Source organism: Nitratireductor sp. WH36-1, assembly GCF_058725515.1.
This window is the reverse complement of record NZ_CM178970.1, coordinates 1,831,612-1,858,245: the sequence shown is the minus strand read 5'-3', so window position 1 is coordinate 1,858,245 and position 26,634 is coordinate 1,831,612. Positions and strand designations below refer to the sequence as shown.

At 61.3% G+C, this 26,634-nt stretch carries 20 protein-coding genes and 2 tRNA genes; 7 read left to right on the top strand and 15 right to left on the bottom strand.

The genetic code is table 11. From position 1 onward, the window contains the following. The first annotated feature begins 78 nt into the window (after positions 1–78). Positions 79–870 (top strand): exodeoxyribonuclease III, encoded by a 792-nt coding sequence (gene xth, locus AC4PTT_RS08785; RefSeq protein ID WP_206546371.1) that lies wholly within the window; start codon positions 79–81, stop codon positions 868–870. A gap of 97 nt (positions 871–967) precedes the next feature. Continuing rightward, on the top strand, positions 968–1,255 hold the full coding sequence (locus AC4PTT_RS08780) for a hypothetical protein (protein WP_206995016.1): 288 nt from the start codon (positions 968–970) through the stop codon (positions 1,253–1,255). A gap of 19 nt (positions 1,256–1,274) precedes the next feature. Here the strand turns inward: AC4PTT_RS08780 and AC4PTT_RS08775 are convergent, their stop codons facing one another. The 12 genes from AC4PTT_RS08775 to AC4PTT_RS08720 form a co-directional block, all read right to left on the bottom strand. Continuing rightward, positions 1,275–2,078: a tetratricopeptide repeat protein gene (locus tag AC4PTT_RS08775; RefSeq protein WP_113155487.1), complete on the bottom strand. Its 804-nt coding sequence runs from the start codon at positions 2,076–2,078 to the stop codon at positions 1,275–1,277. Beyond that, positions 2,065–3,789: a dihydroxy-acid dehydratase gene (gene ilvD, locus AC4PTT_RS08770; RefSeq protein WP_206546373.1), complete on the bottom strand. Its 1,725-nt coding sequence runs from the start codon at positions 3,787–3,789 to the stop codon at positions 2,065–2,067. Before ilvD ends, AC4PTT_RS08775 begins: the two co-directional genes overlap by 14 nt. A 229-nt stretch (positions 3,790–4,018) precedes the next feature. Beyond that, entirely contained in the window at positions 4,019–4,951 is a 933-nt protein-coding gene (locus tag AC4PTT_RS08765) for a TerC family protein (protein ID WP_206548870.1), read from the bottom strand. Between the two features lie 249 nt (positions 4,952–5,200). Then, entirely contained in the window at positions 5,201–6,442 is a 1,242-nt protein-coding gene (locus AC4PTT_RS08760) for an OmpP1/FadL family transporter (protein ID WP_492162523.1), read from the bottom strand. A gap of 427 nt (positions 6,443–6,869) precedes the next feature. Next, positions 6,870–9,722 (bottom strand): valine--tRNA ligase, encoded by a 2,853-nt coding sequence (locus AC4PTT_RS08755; protein WP_492162522.1) that lies wholly within the window; start codon positions 9,720–9,722, stop codon positions 6,870–6,872. 204 nt (positions 9,723–9,926) lie between these two features. Continuing rightward, positions 9,927–10,739 (bottom strand): PopZ family protein, encoded by an 813-nt coding sequence (locus tag AC4PTT_RS08750; RefSeq protein ID WP_492162521.1) that lies wholly within the window; start codon positions 10,737–10,739, stop codon positions 9,927–9,929. Between the two features lie 294 nt (positions 10,740–11,033). Continuing rightward, positions 11,034–12,398 (bottom strand): TolC family outer membrane protein, encoded by a 1,365-nt coding sequence (locus AC4PTT_RS08745; protein WP_113155492.1) that lies wholly within the window; start codon positions 12,396–12,398, stop codon positions 11,034–11,036. Between the two features lie 205 nt (positions 12,399–12,603). Continuing rightward, complete coding sequence (locus tag AC4PTT_RS08740; protein WP_206546379.1) at positions 12,604–13,278, bottom strand: protein-L-isoaspartate O-methyltransferase family protein; 675 nt, start codon at positions 13,276–13,278, stop codon at positions 12,604–12,606. A gap of 201 nt (positions 13,279–13,479) precedes the next feature. Beyond that, positions 13,480–14,415 carry a pirin family protein gene (locus tag AC4PTT_RS08735; protein ID WP_113156346.1) on the bottom strand — a complete coding sequence of 312 codons (936 nt, stop codon included), beginning with the start codon at positions 14,413–14,415 and terminating at the stop codon, positions 13,480–13,482. A gap of 117 nt (positions 14,416–14,532) precedes the next feature. Further along, the gene (locus AC4PTT_RS08730; RefSeq protein ID WP_492162520.1) at positions 14,533–16,341 is read right to left on the bottom strand and encodes an amidohydrolase; all 1,809 of its coding nucleotides are present in this window, start codon (positions 16,339–16,341) and stop codon (positions 14,533–14,535) included. Positions 16,342–18,418: 2,077 nt separating this feature from the next. Beyond that, positions 18,419–18,492, bottom strand: a tRNA-Cys gene (locus tag AC4PTT_RS08725). A 111-nt stretch (positions 18,493–18,603) separates the two neighbouring features. Then, positions 18,604–18,888: a hypothetical protein gene (locus AC4PTT_RS08720; RefSeq protein WP_222474230.1), complete on the bottom strand. Its 285-nt coding sequence runs from the start codon at positions 18,886–18,888 to the stop codon at positions 18,604–18,606. A gap of 187 nt (positions 18,889–19,075) precedes the next feature. On the opposite strand from AC4PTT_RS08720, the gene AC4PTT_RS08715 reads away from it, so the two are divergent. From AC4PTT_RS08715 to AC4PTT_RS08700, 4 genes are all read left to right on the top strand, one after another. Then, a tRNA-Asn gene (locus tag AC4PTT_RS08715) sits at positions 19,076–19,150 on the top strand. Between the two features lie 162 nt (positions 19,151–19,312). Further along, a complete protein-coding gene (locus AC4PTT_RS08710) occupies positions 19,313–20,875 on the top strand; it encodes a CYTH and CHAD domain-containing protein (protein ID WP_492162519.1) in 1,563 nt (520 codons plus the stop codon). Positions 20,876–21,015: 140 nt separating this feature from the next. After that, complete coding sequence (locus AC4PTT_RS08705; protein ID WP_206543782.1) at positions 21,016–21,243, top strand: hypothetical protein; 228 nt, start codon at positions 21,016–21,018, stop codon at positions 21,241–21,243. A 23-nt stretch (positions 21,244–21,266) separates the two neighbouring features. Beyond that, positions 21,267–22,718, top strand: a complete 1,452-nt coding sequence (locus tag AC4PTT_RS08700) for a cryptochrome/photolyase family protein (protein WP_492162518.1) — start codon at positions 21,267–21,269, stop codon at positions 22,716–22,718. A gap of 11 nt (positions 22,719–22,729) precedes the next feature. Here the strand turns inward: AC4PTT_RS08700 and AC4PTT_RS08695 are convergent, their stop codons facing one another. Both AC4PTT_RS08695 and AC4PTT_RS08690 read right to left on the bottom strand, forming a co-directional pair. Beyond that, positions 22,730–23,026 carry a Dabb family protein gene (locus AC4PTT_RS08695; protein ID WP_492162517.1) on the bottom strand — a complete coding sequence of 99 codons (297 nt, stop codon included), beginning with the start codon at positions 23,024–23,026 and terminating at the stop codon, positions 22,730–22,732. Between the two features lie 198 nt (positions 23,027–23,224). Further along, positions 23,225–25,201 (bottom strand): bifunctional 2',3'-cyclic-nucleotide 2'-phosphodiesterase/3'-nucleotidase, encoded by a 1,977-nt coding sequence (locus AC4PTT_RS08690; RefSeq protein ID WP_492162516.1) that lies wholly within the window; start codon positions 25,199–25,201, stop codon positions 23,225–23,227. Positions 25,202–25,412: 211 nt separating this feature from the next. Here AC4PTT_RS08690 and AC4PTT_RS08685 point away from each other — a divergent pair, with 211 nt between their 5' ends. Beyond that, complete coding sequence (locus AC4PTT_RS08685; protein ID WP_283800897.1) at positions 25,413–26,057, top strand: 5-formyltetrahydrofolate cyclo-ligase; 645 nt, start codon at positions 25,413–25,415, stop codon at positions 26,055–26,057. Between the two features lie 48 nt (positions 26,058–26,105). On the opposite strand, the gene AC4PTT_RS08680 is transcribed toward AC4PTT_RS08685, so the two are convergent. Continuing rightward, a complete protein-coding gene (locus AC4PTT_RS08680; protein WP_492162515.1) occupies positions 26,106–26,579 on the bottom strand; it encodes an Lrp/AsnC family transcriptional regulator in 474 nt (157 codons plus the stop codon). Between the last annotated feature and the right edge of the window lie 55 nt (positions 26,580–26,634).

The following is a 26,634-nucleotide window of genomic DNA, read 5'->3' as shown; positions in this document are numbered from 1 at the left end:
CTGTCAGTATCCTGCACAAGGCGGTTGCGGCCCCTTCCCGTCCAACCTAAGAAGAGGTTGAGCTGTGGAAGGGCCCCCATGAAGATCGCTACCTGGAACATCAACGGCGTCAAGGCGCGCATCGACAATCTGCTGCACTGGCTCAGCGAGTCCAGCCCGGACATCGCCTGCCTGCAGGAGATCAAATCCGTCGACGAACTGTTCCCGCGCGAGGCCATCGAGGCGCTCGGCTACAATGTCGAGACCCATGGCCAGAAGGGCTTTAACGGCGTCGCCATTCTTTCCAAACTGCCTTTCGACGAGGTCAACCGCCGCCTGCCCGGCGATGACAGCGACGAACAGGCCCGCTTCATCGAAGGCGTCTTCTCCACCGACAAGGGCGTTCTCAGGGTCGTGTCGCTCTACCTGCCAAACGGCAACCCCGTCGACACCGAGAAATTCCCCTACAAACTTGGCTGGATGGAGCGGCTCGAGCGCTGGAGCGCAGAGCGCCTGAAACTCGAAGAGCCGCTCGTTCTTGCCGGCGACTACAACGTCATTCCCGAGCCCGAAGATGCGAAAAACCCGGACGCCTGGGTGGGTGACGCCCTGTTCAGGCCCGAAAGCCGCCAGGCCTTCCGTCGTCTCGGCGCACTCGGCTTCACGGACGCACTGCGCGCCGTCAATGATCAAGCCGGCGTCTACACATTCTGGGATTATCAGGGTGGCTCCTGGCAGAAGAACAATGGCATCCGCATCGATCACCTGATGCTGTCGCCAGAGGCCGCAGACCATCTGGGGTCCGTCACGGTGGAAAAGCACACGCGCGGCTGGGAGAAACCCTCCGATCACGTGCCGGTCGTTGTCGATCTGAAGCTCAACCCCGCCTGAGGCAAACGCCCCGCGTTCTGCCCCTTGGGGTCCTGCCCCTCAAAGCCGCTTGATGGCCCGCGCCGCGCTTGCGTGCTATCATTTGCGGGTTATGGGCATGTTCCGGTCCTTCCCGGTCGTCGCACTGGCGACAACACTCTGCCTGCCGGTCGCAGCATCTGCTGCGCCCGAATGTGCGTGCCGCGCCAATGGCAAGACCTTCGCGCAGGGCGAAACGGCCTGTCTGGCAATGCCGGACGGCCCGCGCCTCGCGCGCTGCGAGATGGTGCTCAACAATTCTTCATGGAAGGTTCTGGATCGCCCCTGCGTTGAGACGGCAAGGCTTCCAGAGAAACTGTCTGATCCGACAGTCACGCGGCTGAGCGCCGCCACCAGCGGGAAATAGCCCCGCCGGGTTTCATGCTTCAGTCGAAGCCGTTTTCGCGCAGATCATGCGCCAGTGCGATTGCCGTGCGGCGATCCGATTCGCCGGCCAGCGCAAAGGCCTGCTCCTGCATACCGCGGATCCAGCCCACATCGTTTGGTGCGGCATGGTCGAGCGCAGCGGTCATCATCGCCAGCCCCTTCACCACGCGCCCGCTCTCGAACAGGATGTGTCCGAGCATCGCCTGCGCGCCGGAATGGCCCTTTTCAGCAGCCAGCTGGAACCAGCGGGCGGCCTGCTGCACGCTCTGTGCAACGCCCTCGCCGTTCAGGAACATTCGGCCGACCTGATACTGCGCCTCGGAATTGCGATAGGTCGCAGCCGCACGCATGAAATGTTCCTGCGCGGCCAGCGGATTGGCGCGGATCGGGCTGTCGGGAATACCAGCCTTGAGATATTTGCCAAGCGCCACAAGCGCATCGGAAATGTAGGTCTCGTCAGGGCTGCCCGGACGCACTTCCTGCTGCGCAACCGCAGAGAAGAACTTGAAGGCTTCGTAGTCGTTGCGCGCAACGCCATCGCCTTCGGCATACATGCGCGCCAGTTTCCAGCGCGCGCCGACCTGACCGTTTTCAGCGGCGTAGCGGTAGGCCTCGACGGCTTCCTGCTTCTCGCCGCGCTTGTAGGCAGAGAAGCCGAAGCGGAACACGGCCCACGGGCTGCGCTTCTCCGGCTCCTGGATCACGGCGTTCTCGTCGAGCGCGTAAGCGGCTCCCGGTAGCGCCACGAAGGACGCTACCAGGCCGGCAAGAACAGCTGTTTTCCCTGCTTCAAATATCCGCATAACAGTGCGTTTCTTTCTTAGCCCCGGGATGGGTCACCGCGCCATCGCGAGCCGGACCAACCGTCTGGGCATACTTCCAGATCGCGCCCGACTGATAGTCTGTCTCACGCGGTTTCCAATCCTTGGCGCGCTCTGCGAGTTCTTCATCGCTGAGCGCCACGTCGATCGTGCCGTCAACGGCATTGATCGTGATCATGTCGCCATCCTTCAGCAGACCGATCGGTCCGCCGACCGCAGCCTCAGGCCCGACATGGCCGATGCAGAAGCCGCGCGTTGCGCCGGAGAAGCGGCCATCGGTGATGAGCGCAACCTTGTCGCCCATGCCCTGACCGTAAAGTGCGGCCGTGGTGGCAAGCATCTCGCGCATGCCGGGTCCGCCCTTCGGGCCTTCGTAACGGATGACGAGCACTTCGCCTTCCTTGTAGTTCCGGTTCTGAACGGCTGCGAAGCATTCCTCTTCGGAATCGAAGCAGCGCGCCGGGCCCGTGAACTCCAGGTTCTTCATACCGGCGACCTTCACGATTGCACCTTCCGGAGCCAGATTGCCCCTGAGGCCAACCACACCGCCGGTCTTCGTGATGGGGTTATCCGCCGAACGAACGACGTCCTGTTCTTCATTCCACGGAACATGCTCCATGTTTTCGGCAATTGTGCGGCCAGTCACCGTCATGCAATCACCGTGTAAGAAGCCATGCTCCAGAAGCGTCTTCATGAGGAGCGGAATACCGCCGGCCTCGAACATGTCCTTGGCCACGTATTTGCCGCCCGGCTTCAGGTCGGCAATGTACGGGGTCTTCTTGAAGATCTCGGCAACGTCAAACAGCGTGAAGTCGATGCCGACCTCGTTGGCAATCGCCGGCAGGTGCAGCGCGGCGTTGGTCGAACCGCCCGAAGCGGCAACCACGGCAGCGGCGTTCTCCAGCGCCTTGCGGGTAACGATGTCGCGCGGGCGGATCTGCTTGGCGATGAGTTCCATCACCTTTTCGCCTGCCGCGTAGTTGAACCGGTCACGCATCTCGTAGGGAGCCGGCGCACCGCAGGAATAAGGCAGCGCCAGGCCGATGGCCTCGGCAACCGTCGCCATCGTGTTGGCGGTGAACTGCGCGCCGCAGGAACCGGCCGACGGGCAGGCCGCCTGCTCGATTTCGGTCAGGTCGGCGTCGGAGATCGAGCCGACGGAGTGCTGGCCAACGGCCTCGAACACGTCCTGAACGGTGATCTGGCGACCACGGTAATTACCGGGAAGGATCGAACCGCCATAGATGAAGACGGACGGCACGTTGAGGCGAACCATCGCCATCATCATGCCCGGCAGCGACTTGTCGCAGCCGGCGAGGCCCACGATCGCGTCATAGCAGTGGCCGCGCATGGTCAGCTCGACCGAGTCGGCGATGACCTCACGCGACACCAGCGAAGACTTCATGCCCTGGTGGCCCATGGCGATGCCGTCGGTCACGGTGATGGTGGTGAATTCGCGCGGCGTGCCATGAGCGGCTGCAACGCCCTTCTTGACCACCTGCGCCTGGCGCATAAGCGAAATGTTGCACGGCGCCGCCTCGTTCCAGCAGGTGGCAACACCCACGAGCGGCTGCGCGATCTCGTCCTCCGAAAGCCCCATGGCGTAAAGATAGGAGCGATGCGGCGCCTTTGCCGGGCCCACCGTCACGTATCGGCTTGGAAGTTTGTCTTTCGAAATTGCTTTAGCGTCCATAACTACCCCATCCGCAGCGCGCGGCATTCTCCTGAACATTCGGTTGTATCCCGAGCGCCATCGAGCATTTTCGATGCGCCGGGTTTATGGCGGGAAATTGACGTTCCGTCCCACGCTAGTCTTAGCCGAATGCTTATTGAGAAACTGTTGCCAAATGGGCACAGAAGTCTGTGCGTAGACTTCGGGGTGTCGGACAGGGCGAAAACACGCCCTGCCCCGGAGCATCAAATCAGGACCGAGCCCGTTGTTCTTCGCGCTTGCGCGCAAGGATGGAGATCACGACCGACCCGCCGATCAGGAGTGCCGTAACAGAGAGTGCCACCGGCGACGGGATCTTGATCCAGTGCGCGATCAGCATCTTGAAGCCGATGAACATCAGCACGAGCGACAGGCCCGTCTGAAGGTATTTGAAATTGCGCATCATGCCCGAAAGCACGAAGAACATGGCGCGCAGCCCCATCACCGCAAAGACGTTGGACGAGAAAACGATGAAGGGATCGTTCGAGATCGCCAGCACCGCAGGGATCGAATCCACCGCGAAGATGAGATCGGTGAACTCCACCGTGACCAGAACCACGAAAAGCGGGGTCATGTAGAGAAGGCCGTTGCGCCGCGTCAGGAAGCGCGAGCCTTCATACTCTTCCGTCACGCGTCCGGTGCGCATCAACAGCTTCACGATCCGGCTTTCGCCGGGGTCCACCATTTCGTCGTCGGACGTCATCATCTTGAAGCCGGAGAAAACCAGCAGCGCGCCAAGCGCCATGCCGATCACCATGAACTGGTCAACGAGCTTCACGCCCGGCACGATCAGCGAGAGACGCATCACGATCGCGCCAAGAATGCCGTAGAAGAGAACCCGGTACTGGGCCTCCGACGGCACTTTGAAATAGGTGAAGATGAGCGCGATGACGAAAATGTTGTCGAGGGAAAGCGCCTGCTCGACCAGATAACCGGTCAGAAATTCGGCGCCGCGGTCCTTGCCGCCGAAGTAGAACACGCCTGCTGCAAAGACCATGGCGAGCGCCACATAGCCGGCAACGGTTTTCATCGCCTCACGCGTGGTGATCACGTGATCGCGGCGATGCAGGACAAAAAGGTCGAAAAAGAGAATAACGGCCACAAAAGCTAGAAAGCCGGGCCAGAGCCAATCATGGGTTGTCATTGGAAGGATACGAGGTTTGCGCCGCGTTTGCGCGTTGTCGTTCGATCCGACATCACAGGCAACGCCTTGCCTGCCAGAGGGGCCCGGACCGGGTGACTGCCTCTTATGTGCTGCAAAATCCGGCGCAGTACAAGCCTTCGGATCCGCCGAACTGCCCAAGCCATGCAAAAATGCATGGCATTTTCACCCGTTCCCCAAACAAAAAGACCCGGCCGAAGCCGGGTCTCGAAAAGCAGTCTGCGCGACGCGTTACCAGCGCACCTTCATGGAGGCGGAGAGCGCGCCAACCAGATCATTGCCGAAGGTGTAGGAGACGTCGTCACCATAGACCCGTCCGTCATCGCCCACGATGGCGCCGGATTCACCCGAGGTCAGAATGCCGAGCGCTCCACTCAGGCGCATCTCCACATTCTCGTTGGGCGTATAGGCAACACCGCCGCCAAGCGTCCAGGAATCGGCCTGATGACCAAAGCCCTTCGAGGTGCCGCGATCCCAGGTCAAGCTCGCCGCAGCGCTCCACTGCTCATTGAACTTGTGGCCAAGACCACCGGAAACCGTCCAGCCGTCCCGGTACAGAAGATCAAGCGACGTGGCGCGTGTGGGGCCGGTCGTCGTGCAGGCCATGCCCCGTGTATATTCCGGGCAGAACGGGATGGACTGCAGAATGCTCCAGTTGACCCATTTGACAGACCCGAAGGCCAGCCAGTTAGGCGCGATGCCGGACTGAAGCTTGAGTTCTACTGTCTCCGGCATTTCAGCCGAACCGAAAACCGGTGTTATTTGCCCGGCTAGAGGCGGTTTCACGGCTCCGGGTATCCTGGAAAGATCAAGCGTTCCCGTCACATCATCCAGCTTGACGCGAGAGTTGTAGACGAGGCTCGCACGGAATGCGATTTCAGGAATTTCATAGGCTGCGCCAACACGCCAGCCAACGCCACTGCCTTCAAGGTCAAGTCGCCCGATACCATTGCCAGCGAGCGTTGGGAAATAGACCTGACGTTCTTTGAAGCCTTCAAGCTTCTGGTAGAACACACCACCCAGCACACGGAACTGGCCCTTCCCTGCCTGCATCTTGTAGGAGCAGGTCCCACCAAAACTGTGGCTGTTGACCTTGGTCTCAATGTTCTGGTTTGCACCTGCCCAGTTCGCGCCAGGATTGGTGTGCACGCCCCACGGCTCCGAATAGTCGACCAGACAGTCCACCTGCTCGCCAATCCCGACCTTGAGGCCGAGACGCGGGGAGAAGTAGCTCTCCGTATCCTTCACCCCCTGCGACGGCCCCGCCGGCGTGCCATCACTCGGGTCCATATCGACAACATTGTCGAGCTTACGCTGTGGCATCACATAGGTGCCGGTCGCCTCCGCAGCGAACGGTGCCGGATTGAACAGTAGATCAACATTGTAACCACCGCGCTCCAGCCCGCCGGCCTGAGCGGCGCCCACCGCAGCCGAAGACAACAACGCTGCCGAAACAAAGCGAACAAAACCCATGAGAACCCTCTCCTCCAATTGTCCGATGGGAGGATAGCAGCGCCATGCCCCACCACAATTGGCCTTTGTACAGTTTGTCGCACCTCACGCTTACGTCAACGTAATACACCTATTGAATAGGCAGGCGACAACGGTTGCGGTTAGCTTGAGTCTTGCCATCCACGCCTTAAAAAACCCCTGAATCTGACACATTCTGACATGGTGAGCACCACAAATGACGCCAGTGTTGCACAGGCGCAACACAACCTTGAGTTCTTCAAGAAACTGTCACGATCCGCTTGTTGAAAGCGTCGCGCTTCCCCTTGTGGACTTCCCATTCAGGCGAATCGCAAGCGGACATACAAAAGCCGCGCCCACCTTTCGACGGACGCGGCCCTGATTGTCTTCAAGCTGACGCCGGCCCTTCAGAGAGACTGGCGCAGTTTCGTCACCCGGCTTCCTTCACGCGGGCGAGCGCCACTTCCAGCCTGCCCTTCGCATCGGCGAACTCGGTGAACTTTTCGCGCTCGGCGGCAACGATCTCCTGCGGCGCATTGGCCACGAACTTCTCATTGCCCAGCTTCTTTTCAAGACGCTGCATCTCGGAAGACGTCTTGGCGATCTCCTTCTCAAGCCGCGCGGCTTCCGCCGACAGGTCGATCAGGTCGCCCAGTGGCAGGCAGAAAGTGGTGTCGCCAAGCACGATCTGCGCCGAGCCCTTCGGCGCTTCACCGGCAAAGCCAAGCTCGCCGACACGCGCCAGACGGCGAATGGCCGGATCATGGCGGGCGATGCGCGCACGCATGGCCTCATCCGCACCGACCGCAACGAGCGGAGCCGTCGCAGACGGCGGCACGTTCATCTCTGCGCGCACCGAACGGATGCCCGAAACGAGGTCGACAAGCCAGTTGATGTCGGCTGCCGCATCCTCATCCACGAAATCGAGGGCCGGCCAGCGGGTCAGCGCCAGAACGGCGTCGCGCCCGGCGTCACCGCCGGTATGCGCCCACAGCTCTTCCGTCATGTAGGGCATCATCGGATGCAGAAGCTTGTAGGTCTCGTCGAGCACATAGGCCGCACAGGCCCGGGCCTCGGCCTTGGCCTCCTCGTCCTCACCGGCAAACACCGGCTTCAGAAGCTCCAGATACCAGTCGCAGAACAGGCTCCACACGAAACGATAGGCCGTGCCTGCCGCCTCATTGAAGCGGTAGGCCTCAATGCCTTCCGTGATGCCCTTTGCCGCGCGCGTCAGCTCCGTCAGGATCCAGCGGTTGATGGCGAGCTTCGCGTTTTCGGGACGGAAGTTCTCGTCCCGCTTGACGCCGTTCATCTCGGCGAAACGCGTCGCGTTCCAGAGCTTGGTGCCGAAATTGCGGTAGCCCGCAACGCGCGCCGGGTCGAGCTTCACGTCACGGCCCTGTGCGGCCATGATCGTGAGCGTGAAGCGCAGCGCGTCCGCACCATATTCCTCGATCAGCTCGAGCGGGTCGATGACGTTGCCTTTCGACTTCGACATCTTCGCGCCCGACTTGTCGCGCACCAGCGCATGGACGTAGACCGTGTGGAACGGCTCTTCTTCCATGAAGTGCATGCCCATCATCATCATCCGGGCAACCCAGAAGAAGATGATGTCGAAGCCGGTCACCAGAACCGAGGTCGGATAGTAGCGTGCGAGTTCAGGTGTCTTGTCCGGCCAGCCGAGCGTCGAGAACGGCCACAGCGCCGAAGAGAACCACGTGTCGAGCACGTCCTCGTCGCGGGTCAGGATCTCGCCCGGCTTGAAGTTCTCCAGCTTGTCCTCAACCCAGGCCTTCCAGGGGCCTTCATGCGAGATGTAGTGCTGGATCGCGGCCTCGAGCGCCGTCTCCTCGTCCTTCTCGACGAAGACCTGCCCGTCCGGGCCGTACCAGGCCGGGATCTGATGGCCCCACCAGAGCTGACGGGAAACACACCAGGGCTGGATGTTCTCCATCCACTCGAAATAGGTCTTTTCCCAGTTCTTCGGCACGAACTTCGTGCGGCCCTCGCGCACCGATGCAATCGCCGGCTTCGCCAGCGTTTTCGCGTCGACATACCACTGGTCGGTCAGGAACGGCTCGATCGGCACGCCGCCACGGTCACCATGGGGCACCATGTGCTTGTGCGGCTCGATCTTCTCCAGAAGCCCGGCCTCTTCCATCATCGCGACAATCATCTTGCGCGCGTCGAAGCGGTCGACGCCGTCAAGCTCGGCGATCGTGCGGGCGAGCGGCGCATCAGCGCCTTCCAGCCCCTCGAGAAACGCCTCATTGCCTTTCAGCGTGATCGTTGCGTCCGTCGCCATCACGTTGATCTGCGCCAGATCATGCCGCTTGCCGACCTCGAAATCGTTGAAGTCGTGCGCAGGCGTCATCTTCACCGCGCCGGTGCCCGCTTCCGGGTCCGGATATTCGTCGCCAACAATCGGAATGCGGCGGCCGACCAGCGGCAGGAGAACGTTCTTGCCGATCAGATCCCTGTAGCGCGGATCGTCGGGGTGAACCGCAACACCGGAATCGCCCAGCATCGTTTCCGGACGCGTCGTGGCGACCACCACATAGTCGCGCGTCTCATAGCCATCCGGCTGCCCATCGGACGGCCGCCAGATGACGCGGTTGCCCTCGTCGTCCAGCCTGTAGGGATGCTCATAGGTCAGCCCGTCGGCGAGCGGGTAACGGAAATGCCAGAGATTGCCGTTGGTCTCGATCTGCTCGACCTCAAGATCCGAAATCGCCGTCAGAAGCTTCGGATCCCAGTTGACGAGGCGCTTGTCCTTGTAGATCAGCTCCTGCTTGTAGAGCGAGACGAACACCTCGACCACGGCCTTCGACAGGCCCTCATCCATGGTGAAACGCTCACGCGACCAGTCGCAGGACGCGCCCAGCCGCTTGAGCTGGTTCATGATCGCGCCGCCGGACTCCGCCTTCCATTCCCAGATCTTGTCGACGAACTTCTCGCGGCCCATGTCGCGGCGGTGCTGCTGCTTTTCCATGAGCTGGCGCTCGACCACCATCTGCGTGGCGATGCCCGCATGGTCCATGCCCGGCTGCCAGAGCACGTCCTTGCCGCGCATGCGCTCGAAGCGCACCATGATGTCCTGCAGCGTGTTGTTGAGCGCGTGGCCCATGTGCAGCGAACCGGTCACGTTGGGCGGCGGAATGACGATGGTGAAGGGATCCGCGCCAGGTTCGGCGCCGGCGCCAGCCTTGAAGGCCTCGGCCTCTTCCCAGCGTGCGGCGATTTTGGGCTCGACGCTTGCTGCGTCGTAAGTCTTTTCAAGCATGAGGGTTTCCGCGCTAGAGCAATTCCGGAAAAATTGGAAACCGGATTTTCGCCCGGAATTGCATGGAGTCAAATGGTCAGCCCGCCCCGCCGCTTCATGAAACGGAGAAACGCACTGTCGAGACAGTAAACCAGAAGTCTGGTCCGTTCACAGCAGGGTGTAAAGCCGAAGGGTCAGATCAAGTCAACCGGCAGTCGGCGCGGCTTATCCGCCGCGCGCGATCCGTTCGATCTCTTCGCGCACCAGGCGCTCGACAATCGTGGGCAGATTGTTGTCGAGCCAGTCCTGCAGCATGGGCCGCAGCATTTCCTCGGCCATCTGGTCAAGCTGACGACGACGGCTGGCCTCGAAGGCCTCGTTCAGTTCGCCAAAAGCAGCCGCAACCTTGCGTCCGGTGTACTCGGAGAGGATGCCCTGTTTCGCGCCCTCGCCTTCATCTGCAGAGGCCTTCACCTGAGGAAGTTCCTCCGTACGAACATCTTCATGAGATGCGGCTTCGGGTTCCTGCTCCTCAACGCTGCGGTAGGAATAGACATCCGACGCATCGTCCGCGTCAGCCACATCCTCAACGACAGGAGCAGCAGCAGGCCGCGCCTCGGCAAGGCGCTGCATGAGACCGTGATCCACGGCCGGCTCAGGCTCGACAGGCTTGGAGTCAAAACCGTTTGCAGCCCGCCCCTCGTCGCGCTTTTCGCTCACGGATGGCCGGAAAGGCTCCTCGCGCAATCCTGCGCGGAAGCTCTCGACGTCAGGCGCAGGCTGGAATGGCGCGGCGCGCTCTTCAACGGCTGCGGCCTGCGGGGCGGCAGGCTGCTGCGCCTCCACCGGCTGCGCCACGCGTTCTTGCGGTCGTTCATCTGCGGAAACACCATTGGCCACAGCGCCAACGTCTTCCACCGCGCGCGCGGCGGGCGCGTCATTGTCTTCAATGATCCGTCGGATCGAAGCGAGTATCTCTTCCATGGAAGGCTCACGCTGGCTTCCACTCGAAGTCAGCGCTTCCACAGCTGCTTCCATTTTGTGCGCACCGAAACCCTGTGACATAGTCAAATCTGCCGCCTCTAGCCTGTGTCCGTTTCACCGACTTTGTCCGGAGCGACATTCCCATTCCAAGTCCGGGCGCCAGTGCAGACGGTCGAATCACTAAAAAAGGGTAACGCAGCGTCTGCGGTATGAGAATCCCCGCGCAGCACCTGTTTCTGGTTGCACACAAGAATGCCGGGCGCAAAAGCAAACCCGGCATACGAGACTTTATGAAAAATGCGTTAAACACGCGGCCCTGCGGGACCGGCGCTGGATAACCTTGCGGTTTCAGCGACCGTCCGGCGTGCGCAGTCCGTACCACTTGTCCTTGACGGCCTCGTAGTGCTCCTGCGGCCGGTATTCGGCAACCTGCAGGCCGAGACGGTTCGCGGACAGATTGCCCGTGGCGGAAAGAATGGCGTAGCTGGCGACCACGATGTCACGCTCGGCGCGAACACGGTCAACCTTCGCGGCAATCACGTCGGCCTGTGCGTTGAGCACGTCCAGCGTGGTGCGCTGTCCAACATTGCGCTCTTCGATCACGCCGTTCAGCGCCAGCTGTGCAGCCCGCACCAGTTCATGGTTGGCGGAAAGAACGCCCTGCGCGGCCTGATACTGGCTCCATGCGGAAACCACGGCAGCGCGAACCTGGTCACGCGCCACATCGAGATTGATGCGCGCCTGGCCGAGCGATTCCTTGTTCTTGCGCACCTGCGCAGAAGCCTGACCGCCCTGGTAGATCGGCACGGTCAGATTGATGCCGACACGCGCGCTGTCGCGCGAACCGTCGCTGGGAATGCCAGGCGACGTGTCCTGATAGCTGTGCGAGAGCCCGACCGAGCCATTCACCTGCGGCAGGAAAGTGCCTTCGGCAGACTTCACACGGAACGAAGCCGCATCGATCTGATGCTGACGGCCCTTGATGGCCGGGTGGGCTGCAAGCCCGGTTGCCAGTGCGCTGTCGAGGTTCTTCGGCAGAAGCTTGACCAGCGGGTTGGCGGTTTTCAGATTGTCCGGCGCATCGCCGATGAGCTGACGATAGACGGCAGAGCTCGACGTCACCGAGGCGCGCGCGGCGCTCAGCTGCGCCAGAGCCGCCTGACGGCGCGCTTCCGCCTGTGCCACGTCGGTGCGCGTGCCCTCGCCCACATCGAAGCGCGAACGTGCGGAGCGCACCTGCTCTTCAAGGAATTCGAGGTTTTGCGCGCGCAGCGCCGCGATCTGACGATCACGAATCACGTCCATATAGGCGCTGGCAGCGTTAAACAGCGTGTTGAGTTCCTGGTTGCGCAGCCCTTCATTCGCGGCGCGCACGCCAGCCTCGGCCGCACGCACATTGTTGCGCGTCTGGAAACCGTCGAAGATCGGCTGCGTCAGCGAAACGCCAAACTCGCCCGTCCTGATATCCGTGCCGTCATTGTGGGTGAGCGCAAAAGACGCGGTGCCCTGAATGCGCGGGCGCATGCCGGACTTGGCAATCGCCACGTCTTCATCCGTCACCCGCACGCCGGCGCGTTCCGAGTTCAGGGTGGAGTTGTTCTGATAGGCTTTCGCCAGAGCGCCGAGAATGGTTTCGGCGGAAGCAATGGCCGGCGCAGCAATAAGCGCGGACGATGCCACCAGAGGGATCAGGAAACGACGGTAAAAGGACACGATCTGCCAACCTCGGACTGTTTTCGGCAGCCGCGCCGAATCGACACCACCACCTCTAATATCAATTCCGGCCTTTCGACCGGCGTCCACGCCCGGGAGACCAAACGGTTAGCCTGTCCCCCACCCCCAAATCCAGGCGCTCTTTATATAGACATTACATCAAACTCTTGATCAATTCCGTTGCAGGAAAGCAACAAGTCACTGATCAAAAGACAAATTCCGGTGCATTCTGGAAGCCGGGAAGCGGCTTCACGGCCAGATTGAATGCAACGCGGCTCGAAACAATGCCGTCATCCTTAACATAAAGCAGCGCCTGCGCAGCGTTGCCTTCACCGATCACGGCGACGAGTCGCCCGCCGTCGCGCAGCTGATCGATCAGCGTCTGCGGCACAGAATCCACCGCGCCGCCGATGAAGATCACGTCATAAGGCGCATCGTCGGCATAGCCGCCCTGCAGAGGTCCGCTGACCACGGCAACATTCACGCAACCGAGTTCGCTGAGCGCATCCGTTGCCTTGGCGGCCAGATCCTCATCGCTCTCCAGCGCAACCACAAAGCTTGCAAGACGCGACAGAACCGCAGCCGAATAGCCCGAGCCCGCGCCCACATTGAGCACCACGTCGCTGGAGCGCACGTCGGCGAGCTGCACCAGCTTGCCAAACGCTGCCGGTTCCATGAGATAGCGCGCCGCGCTCTCATCCGTTGCCGGCGCGATCTCAAGATCCTCGTCAAGATAGGCGAGAGCCTGCTTGCGGCCGGGCACGAACGCCTCGCGCGGAATGTCACCCATGGCGTCCAGAAGAGCACTCGCCGTCACGTCCGACGTGCGCAACTGTCCCTCAACCATATTGGCGCGCTGCTGGGAAAAATCGATTGTCATGCGTCTGGTTCCCGATGCCTGTTTTCGCGCCGCCCTCGGGACTGTGTTCCCAACGCGGCGAAAACAACGATTTCACGGGTTTGCTAGCGGCTGCCGCCGCCCCTGTCAATTACTCCGCCCCGCTGCGGCATATTGGCGGTTGATAGCGCCCCGGCGCCCCCGAATTCCCGGCGCCAATTGTGTTAAAGGCCGGATACCCCGTCAGCCGGGCAGCGGAATGAACTCCTGATCGTCTCCCGTGGGCAGATCGAACAGTCCCGCGCCCCAGCGCGCACGCTTCCAGTCTTCTTTCGCCGCCTCGATCCTGTCTTTCGAAGAGGCGACGAAGTTCCACCAGATATAGCGCGGGCCGTTCATCGTTGCACCGCCGAGAAGCATCATCCGGGCCCCTTCGCTTCCCGCCGCCACGGTGATCGAATCGCCCGGACGAAACACCATCATCCGCCCGGCCCCGAAAACCTGGCCCGCAACGGAGATCGCCCCGTCCGTCACATAGATACCCCTGTCCTCATGATCGTCCGGCAACGGGAAACGCGCACCCGGCTCCAGCATCACATCCGCATAGAACATGTCGGAATACACCGTCGCCGGCGCAGTCTCACCATAAGCCCGTCCCAGAATCAGACGCAGCGCGATGCCGTCATCGACGATCTCCGGCAGCGTCTCCTTCTCATGATGCTCGAATGCCGGGGCAGCGTCTTCCATCGCTTCGGGCAGCGCCACCCAGGTCTGGATGCCAAACAGGCTGTGCGGCCCCTTGCGGGCTGCCTCGCTGGTGCGCTCCGAATGCGAGACGCCCCGCCCGGCAACCATCCAGTTGAGCGCGCCCGGATGAATGACCTGGTCCGAGCCGATACTGTCCCGGTGATGAAAATCGCCGCGGAAGAGATAAGTGACCGTCCCCAGGCCGATATGTGGATGCGGCCTGACATCAATCCCCTGCCCGGTCAGAAACTCGGCCGGCCCCGCCTGATCGAAGAAGATGAACGGACCAACCATCTGGCGGCGTGGCGCCGGCAGCGCGCGGCGCACCTCGAACCCGCCAATGTCACGGGCGCGCGGAATGATCAGCGTCTCGATGGATTCGGCTTCAATGTCATCCGGACAGCCGGGTTCGAGTGCGGGGTTCCAGCTCATCGACGCCTCCATACACGGGACAGCTCATCCCCAAACAGTACCATCCGCATGGTCGGCACAAAAGAAAAACGACCGCCGAAGCGTGCTCCGGCGGTCGATCTTGAACGGGTTCGTCCGTTACTTCTTGCTCATGCCGTCATACATGGCGTGCAGCAGATGATGCGATGCCTCGCCATCCGGGCCGACCGGCCAGTTCAGGAACTCGGTCTTCTGCATGCTTCCGTCCGCCTCATAGACCACCCTGTCATTCTTGATCGTCGCCTGGACGGTCAGGCTGGACAGGGTTTCCGGGTCGATTGCGGTCGGATCGTCGGAGAGAATCACGAAATCGGCCAGCTTGCCGGTTTCGATCGAACCCTTGTCGTTCTCCTCGAAATGCTGCCAGGCCGGCCAGATCGTCATGGCCTTCAGGGCCGTCGGCACGTCCACCCGCTGGCTCGGTCCCAGAATGTCGCCCGAGCGCGTGCGGCGGGTCACCGTCGCAGAGAGAATGCGCATGCTGTCTGGCAGAGCCACCGGCGCATCGTGATGCGAACCGAACATCATGTCCCGCTGACGCACCCAGCCGGTCGGCGAGATATTGTCTGCCGCCACCGGTCCGACCGTGTGATCGCGGTGCCAGTCGCCCCAATAGAAAGTGTGCATCGGGAACAGCGACGGGAAGACGTCAAGCCGCTTGATCGTGTCGACCTGATCCTCGCGCAGGAACTGGCCGTGCACCAGAACCGGGCGATTGTTCGCGTCGCTGTATTCCTTCTGCGCCACCTCGATGGCAGTCAGAAGCATGTCCGAGGCCGCTTCGCCATTGGAGTGCGTGATGATTTGCAGACCGTTCTTGTAGCAATGGTTGACGGCGTTTTGCACGACATCCATCCCGATCACCGCATAACCCGAATATCCGGGCGGATAATCGCCAACCGGGTTGTAATAGGGGCGGTCACGCAGCGCCGTAAAACCCTGCGGGGAACCGTCAATGGTCAGCTTGCAGCCGCCCACGCGGACACCGTTCGTATAGTCCTGCGAGAAATTCTCGACGATGTAATCCGGCGCTTCCAGAACGTCGGGAAACGCCACGACATCGATCGGCAGATCCCCTTCGGCGCCAAGCTTCTTCAGAACCTCCACGATCGATGGCGCAGAACGCCCGTCCTGCGCGGTCGTGTAGCCGAAGCGCGCCCAGAGTTCGGCGCCCGCACGCGCAAATGCGTGCATGCCCTCCTCACCGAGGTCACCCAGCATCTTACCGAGAGCGGTAAAGAACGCATACTCTTCCAGCACGCCGTTCGGCTCACCGTTCTCGTCGCGCCGGATCACGCCACCTGACGGGTCCTTGGTATCGGCCGTAACGCCCGCCAGTTCCAGCGCCTTGGAGTTCACGACGCCCAGATGCCCGGACTGATGGACGATCAGGATCGGCAGCTCCGTCGAAACGGCATCCAGTTCTTCGCGCGTCGGATGGCGCAGTTCAGCCAGCTGCGCATTGTCATAGCCGAAGCCGATGACCATCTGGACCTTGTCGACGGTCTCGGCGTTGTCTTCGATCCACTTTCGAAGCGACTCCTGCAGGCTGGCGATGTCAGCAACGCCGCCATCCGGCGGCGGCAGAAGGTTTGCCGAGAGCGCCTGAAGGCCGCCAAACACCACATGACCGTGACTGTCGACGAAGCCCGGCACCATGGCGCGGCCGTCCAATTCGAAAACGGTCGTCTCATCGCCCTTGTGGGCCTCAATGTCGGCCAGCGCGCCAACGGCGAGAATACGTCCGTCCTTCACCGCAACCGCTTCAGCGGTCGGCTGCGCATCATTGATCGTCAGGATCGGGCCACCACTGTAGATCGTGTCGGCAATTTCCTGCGCGCAAGCCGCTCCACCGGCAAACACGGTGCCCGCCAAAAGCAATGCACGTAGTGCGTGAAAATTCATCATAAGATCGCCCCTGTGTACTTCCATACAAATACCGTCCCCGCCCGCTTTTCCTTTCACGAATCAAAGAAGAGCGGAACGCGAAGCAGTCTCGCCCCTTCTAAGGGCGAGCGCCAGTTTCAGCTTACGCTAGGGCAGGAATATGGTTATCAGTCGACTAACGGCTTCCCCCTCGCCAGCGGGCGGAGCAATCCAAGAGGTGAGGACGGTCAAGGCTGGATCGAGAGACAATCTGCTCTCGCAAGCCCCAGACAGCTGGCTTACGCCAGCCGGCGCGCCCACGGCTCGGACCTGCATGCGGGAAGGATGCGGGAGAGCCTTCAAGTCCATCAACCCGGCTGCCCGCTATTGCTCGCTGACATGCTTCAACCTCGACAGCAGGACAGTCGTGGAGCGGGAATGCCAGCAGTGCTGCAAAGCCTTCCGCCCGGTCAACAACAAGTCAGCTGGCCGCTTCTGTAGCGTGGAATGCACGAATGAGAGTTTCCGCAGGGTGGAAGTCTATGCGCGCTGCGAGTGCTGCGGCACCTCGTTCATAGCCGGAAACACGCTGGCGAAGTACTGTTCGACTGCCTGCAAGAAGGCCCACAAGCGGTTCCAGCAGCCGGGATACAGGCCCACTCGCTTCACGCCTCGGCTCTTCGACTACGTGTTCAGGAGGGCGGCTTAATTGCTCCTGAACGGACCACCCGTGAATCGGAAAAGGGTCTCGCTGTAGGGAAGCCGAAGAAGGATTTTCCCGTTGCGAGCAATGGCGGCCGCAGTTGCACCACGACAAAGCAAGCTCACGCCGCCGTGCTTCCGAGCACATATGGCATCAGGACTGTCCACCATTCTCACGCCCTCAATACCGGCGACAATCACAGTCACCCCCTTAGGGATCGCGCCGATTGGCTGAATGACGACAACCCGCACCCCTCCCAACCAGATTCCGACCAAGAGAGTGCAAAGCCCGGCGGCAGCAATGATCCACTTCATTGAGACACCCGTGAGGAGCTAAATTCATGTCGACAGTGCTTGCATATCCTGGCTTCGGCCAACACTTCTTCGGCGCAATCGGGGCAAAACTTAACGCGCCGAACATAATCGCCCGCGTTATTCGACGCAGATCCAAGATATACCTGTTGAGGCTTCAGGGATGACATACACGCAATAAGGATCACGCCAAATATGCCGAGTATCGATCCAATCAAGAACCAACCGAACGCGTTGCGCCCCTTATTGGAAGCAACAACCGCTGAAATAATTCCGCAGACAAGCAAAATTACTATAATTTCCATATTTCCCTCCTGCCTCGCGGAGAAGTTGCCGCAGGCAGAAAGAAGCGTCAATCCCAAAGAAAATATCGATAACAGCCCATCACCGGTTCAATACTTACTTCGGCAGCACTAGCCGCCTAACAGGAGGACAAGTCAAAACCGGTATCGACTCAGGAAGCGGCCTTATTGCGACTGCAACCTTTTCCTCATGGAGTACCCGTTCGGAGCAAGAATGATGATATTGACGTCGATGTAACCATCATCGCCGTGCCACAGGCTATACAGCTCAGCGCTGATCGGAATGCCCTTTGACACGAGGTCGCGAGTTATCTCTTCCGCTGTATCCCTGTCTAGGAAGCCAATGTGCCATACTCGCTCCCCAACGAAGCCATCTACGGCTATAGCGTTTCGGTCATGCTTGTTGGATGGATCGGGCCTCACCCTTACACCGTAGAGCTGTTTCCCTCCCTCCGCGTTCGCGACCCCCTGTAGGAATGCGTTCACCGCCCCCCCCCTTCGGTGGCGCAGTCCCGCGACTTTAACAGTCGTCGTCGTCTGCACCCATTTACCTTCAGGCTTATGTCTATCCTGTCCGAATCGTCCCGATGGGAGACTGGCGCGCATGGCGCCTCCACCGAAAAGCCAGTCAAACAACCCCACGATTCGCCCTCCCATGTCGCATTCGTGTCGCGTGGAATTGCCGAGTGTGGCAGGAACCCCTTGGAAATCAAGGATGATCAGTTGCAGCAAAGCGCAACATGAAAAAGGCTCCCGCAGGAGCCATAAATCTCAGAAGATATTGATTTTATTCTGGAAACTTTTGGAGGCCTCGCCCGGAATCGAACCGGGGTGCAAGGATTTGCAGTCCTCTGCGTAACCACTCCGCCACGAGGCCATGCTGGCAAGCAGCATCGAGCAGTTCAATAGGTTGCGACTATTTCCCCGTCAAGCGGACAATGTCATTGATCCGCAATTTATCGTCATAGCCCCTTATAAGAGCCCTTTCTCACCGCCTGTTCGTCCTGTCGCCGCCCCGGCGGCTCCACCAGACGGTCATCTTGCGCCGTTTCCGTCGCACCACGGCGATGTCATAGGACAGAATCAAAAGACCAAGCGGAATCATCCAGAAGCCCAGCACGGGCAAAAAGCCGAATATGCCCAGCACCACGAGGCCCGACCCGCCCGTGATTCGTGCCAGACGCGACTGGGGAATCGGGATTCGTTTCCCCATCAGCGAAACCGAAGGCTTCGCGCGCTTGTCGTCGTCCTGCCTGTCTTCCTGTTGTTCCATCGCCCGTTCCGTCGCCCGTTCCGCACATTTCAGCGGTTTTGCTGCACAAACGCTGATGCTTCATATGCGTTGCAAATTGGATCCAAGGAATGGCGCTTGTGAAAAAAAAGACAAAAAACACATTTGCCTCTTTGCAAAGCTGAATTCGGTTTGCTATAGGCACGCTCACTCGACAGAGCACAGGCGTTCCCCGGTAGCTCAGTGGTAGAGCAACCGGCTGTTAACCGGTTGGTCGCTGGTTCGAATCCGGCCCGGGGAGCCACTTCTTTTCCAAAACTCGTTTGCTTTGCGATCCTTCAGAAATACCGCTGAAGCCGCGCTGTAACGCGCGACATTCCGTCATGGCCCCTTGCCGCTTAAGCGCTTTCTCCCCTCACGGGTTGACGCTAGGGTGACGCTTGACGTTCCTGAAGGAGTTGCGCCTGTGTCCGAAGTCGAGTTGAAACTCCTGCTGGACAGACAACAGGTCCCCGCTGTCCTCGCCCGTATTGACGAGTTGCCTTCGCAGGCCTGCACGAAGCATGCCTCCCGCCTCCTGCGCAGCATCTATTTCGACACGGCAGCGCGCGATCTGCGCAAGAACGGTATTTCCCTGCGCCTCAGGCGCGATGGAAAGCGTTGGCTTCAGACGGTCAAGCTCAACGGCACGATTGCAGGCGGGCTGTCGAAGGTCAGCGAGTTCGAGCGCCCCGTGCCGAGCGGTCAGGTCTCCATCGACGCCATCGAAGATGCAGACGTGCGCGAACGACTCAGGAAGCTCATAAGCGACAGGCCGCTCAAGACCATCGCCGAGACCCACATCAACCGCACCCAGATCGACCTCAGCCTGGATGACGGTGCAAAGGCGGAGCTCGCCGTGGACAGCGGCGCCATCAAGGCGGCCGGACGCAGCGAAAACCTGCACGAACTCGAAATCGAGCTGGTCGAAGGCGCTCCCGCCGACCTCTACCGAACCGCCCGGATGGTTCTCCCCAAAGGCAGCCTGCGGTTTTCGCGCTTCTCAAAGGCGGCGCGCAGCGTTCTTCTCGCCGAACAGGGGCATATAGAGCCGCCGGCGACGCCACGCAGAGCCGAGACGGTTCCCCTCAAACCCGGATACGCGACCGGTGAAGCGGCCCGCGCCATGCTGCACGAGTGCCTCAGCCAGATCGCGGCCAACATTGAGGCGGTGCAGCAATGCGACGATCCGGAAGGCCCGCACCAGTTACGCATCGGGCTCCGGCGACTGCGCAGCGCGCTTGCCCTCCTTGCGCACGAAATTGCCTCGCCGGAAGAAGCAGCCCCCGGCCTCAGCGAGGAAGCCCGCTGGCTCGGCCGCGAGGTCGGACGCCTGCGCGATCTGGACGTCGTCCTCAACGACATCGCACGCCCCTATTTCGCGCTCGATGGCCATGCCCATGGCGCTGCCCCCGTGCTTGGCACACTGGAGCGCCACGCCAAAGAAATACGCAACGATCTGCGCCAGATACTCTGCGGCGAGCGCGTCGGCGACTTCCTTCTGTCCCTCTCCGAGTTCATCGAAACCGCCAGCTGGAAGGATGACCATCGCAAGAAGCGAGAGCGCCACAGGCTGACGGACTTCGCCGGCAAGACACTCGACAGGCGATGGGCCCACGTCCTGACCAAAGCAAAAGGGATCGAGCGCTTCGATCAGGAGCAGAAGCACGCGCTGCGCAAGGAGCTGAAAAAGCTCCGCTACACGATAGAGTTTCTTGGCCCGCTCTTCCCCAAACGCGATGTGAAGCGCGTGACCGAAAGGCTGAAAACGCTTCAAACCGTGTTCGGAAGCCTGAACGACGCCACGGTCGTCGCAGCCGTTCTCAGCAAACCGCCGCTTTCCTCGATCAACGACCTTGCGGCCCAGCGCGCCATCGGCCGGCTGCTCGGCGCATGCGAAACACGGGTGACCTATGACTGGACGACGGCGCAGGCCCACTGGAAGGCGCTGAAGACCAGTCACCTGTTCTGGAAGCGAAAACACAAATAGGCCACAGAGCGCATCCCTCCACCCCACCACCAGCCCACGCCGCGAACACAGTTCCGTGACCATGTTTCCGGCGCGGAACCAAACCGGCTTTTGCAGGTTGTGCTACGACAATCCCCAAGGGGCCAGAACGGGCGGGCACAATGAAACGGGAAAACGAAAAACAGGAAACCTTATCGGTCACGCTGCCGGCAAACATCATCGCCGCGCTTGACCGCTACGTCTCCACGCAGGATCAGGGCATCTCGCGCGAGGACGCGCTGATTTCGGCCCTGCGCGACTGGGCCATGCAAAATGGCCTCCTGCAAAGCGGCATGAATGGCGATGAAGGCTTGCGACCGGACCAGCTCAACGCCACAAACGACGACTGAACCAAAGCCGCACGGATAATCACATGCCCAATGAGAATGACCGGAACACGGTTCTGGTGCTGTTCCGGCACGATCTGCGCCTTTCCGACAATTTGGCGCTGTGCGCCGCCGCCAATGCCGGCAGGCCGGTCGCCGCCGCCTTCATTCTGGACGAGGAGAGCGAAGGCGCGCGCCCGCTCGGTGGCGCGCGGCGCTGGTGGCTGCATCACAGCCTCACGGCCCTCAGCAAGGATCTCAAGACGCTTGGCGTAAAACTCATTCTGCGCCGCGGCCCGATGGCGAAGACCGTGTCCGCCCTTGCAGAGGAAACCGGAGCCGCCACGGTCTACTGGAACCGCCGCTACGACCCGCCCGGCATCGCCGCCGACACACAGATGAAGTCCGCCCTTCAGGAGGCCGGCGTCGAGGCGGAGAGTTTTGCCGGCCACCTTCTGCACGAGCCCTGGCGCATCAAGACCGGCTCCGGCGGTCCCTACCGGGTGTTCACCCCCTTCTGGCGCGCGCTGGTCGAGCATTTGCATCCGCGCGCACCCGCCGACCGCCCCGGATCGCTAAAACCGTTCGAAGGCGACGTTACGGGCGATGCGCTCGAAGACTGGCAGCTTCTGCCCACCACCCCGGACTGGGCGGGCGGCCTGCGGGAAACCTGGACACCCGGCGAAGCTGGCGCCAGAGACCGCCTCATCGCGTTCCTCGATGGCGGCGGTGATGGCTACAAGACGCGCCGCGACCGGATGGGAGACGATGGCACCTCCGGCCTCTCCGCCCATCTCGCCCATGGCGAGATCACGCCCTTCCAGATCTGGCAGGCGCTTGACGGCACGGACGAGCTTGCCGGCGAAGACATGCTCACCTTCCGCAAGGAGGTCGGCTGGCGTGAATTCTGCTGGCATCTCCTGTTCCACAACCCGGATCTTGCGACGAAGAACTTCAACAGCGATTTCGATGCCTTCCCCTGGCACAGGGACGACCGCGCGCTCACAGACTGGCAGCGCGGGCAAACCGGCTATCCGGTGGTCGACGCGGCCATGCGGCAGCTCTGGCAGACCGGCTGGATGCACAACCGCGCGCGCATGATCGTCGCCTCCTTCCTCGTGAAGCATCTGGGGCTCCACTGGCGCACCGGCGAGGAGTGGTTCTGGGATACGCTGGTGGACGCGGACCCCGCCTCCAACCCGGCCAACTGGCAATGGGTGGCGGGCTCGGGCGCGGACGCCGCCCCCTTCTTCCGCATCTTCAACCCCGTGCTTCAGGGCGAGAAGTTCGACCCGCAGGGGCGCTATGTGCGCGCCTTCGTGCCGGAGATCGAAAACCTCTCCGACAAGCACCTGCACCAGCCCTGGAAAGCGCCGGCCGAAGCACTCAGAAAGGCGGGCGTCAGCCTCGGCGAGACCTATCCCCGCCCCATGGTCGACCACAAGGCCGCACGGGAGAGTGCGCTCTCCGCCTACAAGTCGATCAGAAATGCAGACTGACGGGTCGCCCGTCAGTCATTCTTTTTGGAAACGAAATCCGCCGCCATGCGAATCTCGCGCATGGGCCGCACCTTCGCCGTGCAGGCGTCGTAGACCGGATGGGCCTTGTAGGCCGCCAGCGCCGCCTCGTCGCGGAACTCGCCATAGACGATCACATCCACCTCGGTGCCGATCTGGTCGACCTTGCGGTTGATACCGATCTCGAAGAAATCCGAATGCGGAATCTCGGCAAGCATGCCGAGACCCTCGGCAATCCGCTCCACATCAGCCTCATCCTTTGCGCTGAAAAAAACGATGTGTCGAATCACGGGCATGTCTCCTGGAAATTGCGCCCGCAAATCGCGCCGACCGCCCGAAAAAGTCAATGCGCCCCAGCGTCACGCAAAGCGCGAACCGCCTGAATCTCTTTATCCGCCGAAGCCGGCAAACACTTGCTTCAAAAGAAGAAAGGCCGGGCAATGCGCCCGACCTCTCATCATTGATCGTTATATTTAACCGACTACCGTTCAGAGCGTGATGCGGTAGAGCGCGAAACCTTCCTTGCCCTCGCCCGCCGGCTCGATGGAAACGCCCTCGACGCTCGAAGCGAACGCCGCGCCCTTCGGCCCGGTCTCGAACAGCACCGACGTGTTTTCCAGCGGCTTGAAATTCCAGTTGGCGTCGGCGGACGGGTTGATCGTGCCCTGTTCCACGATATAGCGCACGATCACGTCGCGGTTCGTGTCGGGCGCTTCGAAGATCACCTTGTCCGGGCCGATGCCGGGGAAATTGCCCCCGCCCCCGCCACGGTAATTGTTGGTCGCGACGACGAACTTCTGCGCCGGATCGATGGCCGCGCCCTTGAACTGCAGATCGACGATGCGGTTCGAATCCGCGTTCAGAAGCTCGCCCTTGGGCGAATATTTTGCAGGCTGCGAAAGATCGATCCGGTAGGTCACCCCGTCGATCACATCGAAATTGTAGGACGGGAAGGTCGGATCGAGCAGTGGCTGGTCGGCCTTGCCCGGCTCCACCTGATTGAAGATACCGGCCGACATTTCCAGCCATTCCTTCACATCCGCCCCGGTCACCAGAACCGCCTGCACCGTGTTGGGGTAGAGATAGAGGTCGGCGACATTCTTGATCGCCACATCGCCTGCCGGCACGTCCGTATAATAGTCGGGTCCGCCGCGTCCGCCGGCCTTGAAGGGGGCTGCCGCCGAAAGCACCGGCACATCCTTGTGCGCGCCATCCTTCAGCATGTCGGTGATGTACCAGGTCTGCGCCTGGCTCACGACCTGCACGGACGGATCATCCGCCACCAGCGCGAAATAGGAGTGCAGCGGCGCGGAGGTCTTGCCCACGGCGGTGCGCACATATTTCAGCGTCGCCTCGTGGTCCTCGCGCACCGCGTCTTCCACCTTGGCCACGCTTTCCACCAGCGGTTCGGCCTTGCGCTCCACGCGCTTGAAGATCGGCCGCGCCTCCGAGGTGGAGTTCACCACCATCCAGCGATTGCCGTCGCGTTCAAGCATCAGGTCGATCAGCCCCAGATGCGAGCCCCAGAAACCGCCCATCACCGCCGGCTTGCCGGCAATCGTGCCCTTCGCATTGTCGACACCTTCCAGCCCCTCGAATTTCGGGCCGGGGAAATCCAGATGGCTGTGCCCCGTCACGATGGCGTCAACGCCGTCAACACCGGCCAGAAGCAGCGAGGCGTTTTCGAGGTTCTCCTCATACTTCGCCGGGCCGATGCCGGAATGCGACAGCGCCACCACAATGTCGGCGCCCTCTTCGCGCATCTGCGGCACCCAGGCCTCTGCGGCCTTCACGATGTCGCGCGTCATGGCCTTGCCGGCCAGATGCTTCGAATCCCAGTTCATGATCTGCGGCGGCACGAACCCGATCAGGCCCACCCGGATCGGATGCTCTTCGCCATTGCCGTCCTTCACCTTGCGATCAAGGATCACATAAGGTTTTAGGAAAAGCGCGTCATCGCGCGCGTTGGCTGCGAGCTCGCCCTTGGTCACATTGGCGCAGACGAAGGGGAAGTTTGCGCCATCGAGCACCTTAAACATGAAGTCGAGCCCGTAATTGAACTCGTGATTGCCGAGCGTCGAGCAATCATAACCCAGCGTGTTCATGCCCTTGATCACCGGATGAACATCACCCTCGCGCATGCCGCGCTCATAGGCGATGTAGTCACCCATCGGGTTGCCCTGCAGGAAGTCGCCATTGTCCACCAGGATCGAATTCGTGGCTTCCGCGCGAATGCCATCGATGATCGCGGCCGTGCGCGCCAGACCCATCGTGTCGTTGGGCTTGTCGGCATAATAGTCATAGGGAAAGACATGCACATGCAGATCGGTCGTTTCCATGATGCGCAGATGCGCCTGATTGCCGGAAGCGCGTGCGGAAAACGGATGCATGAGAACCAGCGAACCGGCAGCCGCCGATCCGGCGAGGAAGGAACGACGGGAAAGCAGGGCGTGCGGTCGGGTCATGGTCATCTCTCTTTCGATCTTTGAAACGGAAACAGCGATCAGTCATGATTGCGCTCTCGTGGCGAGACTTCCAGCAAAAACTCGTGACGCCCGGATGACAGGGCCATGGCACAAACGGCGCTTCACATGTCGCAGCGAGAAAAGCGCCTCAGCCGCCCGCCCCGCAGTCTTGATAAGCGCTGCACGGACAAAGCAGAGGGAGAGAAAAGAGATGAACACTTCTTCCGGCGACCGGGATTACGCGTCACCGCCCTGCTTCATGCATGAGCTGGCAAGCGGCGCACAGGCGGCCGATGCAGACCACTGGCCGGATGTCCGGCGCTGGCGCAAGGCGGCCCGCGAGCGCCTCATCGCCGAGCGTCTCGCCGTCCCGGCGAAAACCCGAAGCGAACTTGCAGAAGACATTGCCAATCAGCTCGACCGTCTCATCGGCGATCCCGCCGGCCGGGTGATCGGCCTCTACTGGCCGTTCCGGGGGGAGCCGGATCTACGCCCATGGCTTGCCCGATGCGCAGCGCGGGGAGCAGAGACGGCCCTCCCCGTCGTCATCGAAAAGGGCGCACCGCTCGTCTTCCGGCCCTACCGGCCCGGCGACACACTTGAACGCGGCGTGTGGAACATTCCCGTTCCCGCAACGCAGGCGGAAATCGCGCCTGATATCGTGGTTTCACCGCTGGTCGGCTTCGACGCCGCGCGCTACCGGCTGGGCTATGGCGGCGGTTTCTACGACCGCACCCTCGCCGCACTGGCGAAGAAACCGCTGGTCGTGGGCATCGGCTATGCCTTCTCGCAATTGCCGACCATCTACCCGCAGCCCCATGACATTGCGATGGATCACATAGTGACTGCCGGCTGACTGCGGGCGAGAAGATTTTGCCGTCAGGCGTCCCCGCCTGACCCCGGATCAGGACATTTCAGGCTTCAGCCCCAGCGCGGTGCGGTCCACCACTTCGCGAAGCGCAAAGGCCGAGTTGATCTTGATGACATGCGGCATGCCCGTCAGCCATTCCTTGTGAACGCGCTCATAATCCTGCAGATCCCGCGCAGCGACCCGCAGAATGTAGTCATATTCGCCCGCCATCAGATGGCATGAAACCACATTCGGGCAGCGCTGCACCGCCGCCTCAAACTCGCTCAACGTGCGTTCGAACTGGCCCGACAAGGAGATATGGACTATCACCGTTACACCATGCCCAAGGGCTGCATTCGAAAGCCGGGCATGGTATCCCTTGACCACGCCGCTCTTCTCCAGATTGTCGAGACGGCGCGAGCAGGCCGATTGCGACAGTCCGACCTTCTCGGCAAGCGCGGAATTGGAGATCCGCCCGTCCTGCTGCAACGCATCCAGAATGGCGATATCAATCCTATCCAGGGTCATTTTTCGAATTTCCTTCTACGAACGCGATATTTCGCGCAAGGAATAGTGAAAATCG

Coding starts and splice junctions, on each gene's coding strand:
- xth (WP_206546371.1), top strand. CDS start 79: ATGAAGATCGCTACCTGGAACATCAACGGCGTCAAGGCGCGCATCGAC.
- AC4PTT_RS08780 (WP_206995016.1), top strand. CDS start 968: ATGTTCCGGTCCTTCCCGGTCGTCGCACTGGCGACAACACTCTGCCTG.
- AC4PTT_RS08775 (WP_113155487.1), bottom strand. CDS start 2,078: ATGCGGATATTTGAAGCAGGGAAAACAGCTGTTCTTGCCGGCCTGGTA.
- ilvD (WP_206546373.1), bottom strand. CDS start 3,789: ATGGACGCTAAAGCAATTTCGAAAGACAAACTTCCAAGCCGATACGTG.
- AC4PTT_RS08765 (WP_206548870.1), bottom strand. CDS start 4,951: ATGACAACCCATGATTGGCTCTGGCCCGGCTTTCTAGCTTTTGTGGCC.
- AC4PTT_RS08760 (WP_492162523.1), bottom strand. CDS start 6,442: ATGGGTTTTGTTCGCTTTGTTTCGGCAGCGTTGTTGTCTTCGGCTGCG.
- AC4PTT_RS08755 (WP_492162522.1), bottom strand. CDS start 9,722: ATGCTTGAAAAGACTTACGACGCAGCAAGCGTCGAGCCCAAAATCGCC.
- AC4PTT_RS08750 (WP_492162521.1), bottom strand. CDS start 10,739: ATGGAAGCAGCTGTGGAAGCGCTGACTTCGAGTGGAAGCCAGCGTGAG.
- AC4PTT_RS08740 (WP_206546379.1), bottom strand. CDS start 13,278: ATGACAATCGATTTTTCCCAGCAGCGCGCCAATATGGTTGAGGGACAG.
- AC4PTT_RS08735 (WP_113156346.1), bottom strand. CDS start 14,415: ATGAGCTGGAACCCCGCACTCGAACCCGGCTGTCCGGATGACATTGAA.
- AC4PTT_RS08730 (WP_492162520.1), bottom strand. CDS start 16,341: ATGATGAATTTTCACGCACTACGTGCATTGCTTTTGGCGGGCACCGTG.
- AC4PTT_RS08720 (WP_222474230.1), bottom strand. CDS start 18,888: ATGGAACAACAGGAAGACAGGCAGGACGACGACAAGCGCGCGAAGCCT.
- AC4PTT_RS08705 (WP_206543782.1), top strand. CDS start 21,016: ATGAAACGGGAAAACGAAAAACAGGAAACCTTATCGGTCACGCTGCCG.
- AC4PTT_RS08700 (WP_492162518.1), top strand. CDS start 21,267: ATGCCCAATGAGAATGACCGGAACACGGTTCTGGTGCTGTTCCGGCAC.
- AC4PTT_RS08690 (WP_492162516.1), bottom strand. CDS start 25,201: ATGACCCGACCGCACGCCCTGCTTTCCCGTCGTTCCTTCCTCGCCGGA.
- AC4PTT_RS08685 (WP_283800897.1), top strand. CDS start 25,413: ATGAACACTTCTTCCGGCGACCGGGATTACGCGTCACCGCCCTGCTTC.
- AC4PTT_RS08680 (WP_492162515.1), bottom strand. CDS start 26,579: ATGACCCTGGATAGGATTGATATCGCCATTCTGGATGCGTTGCAGCAG.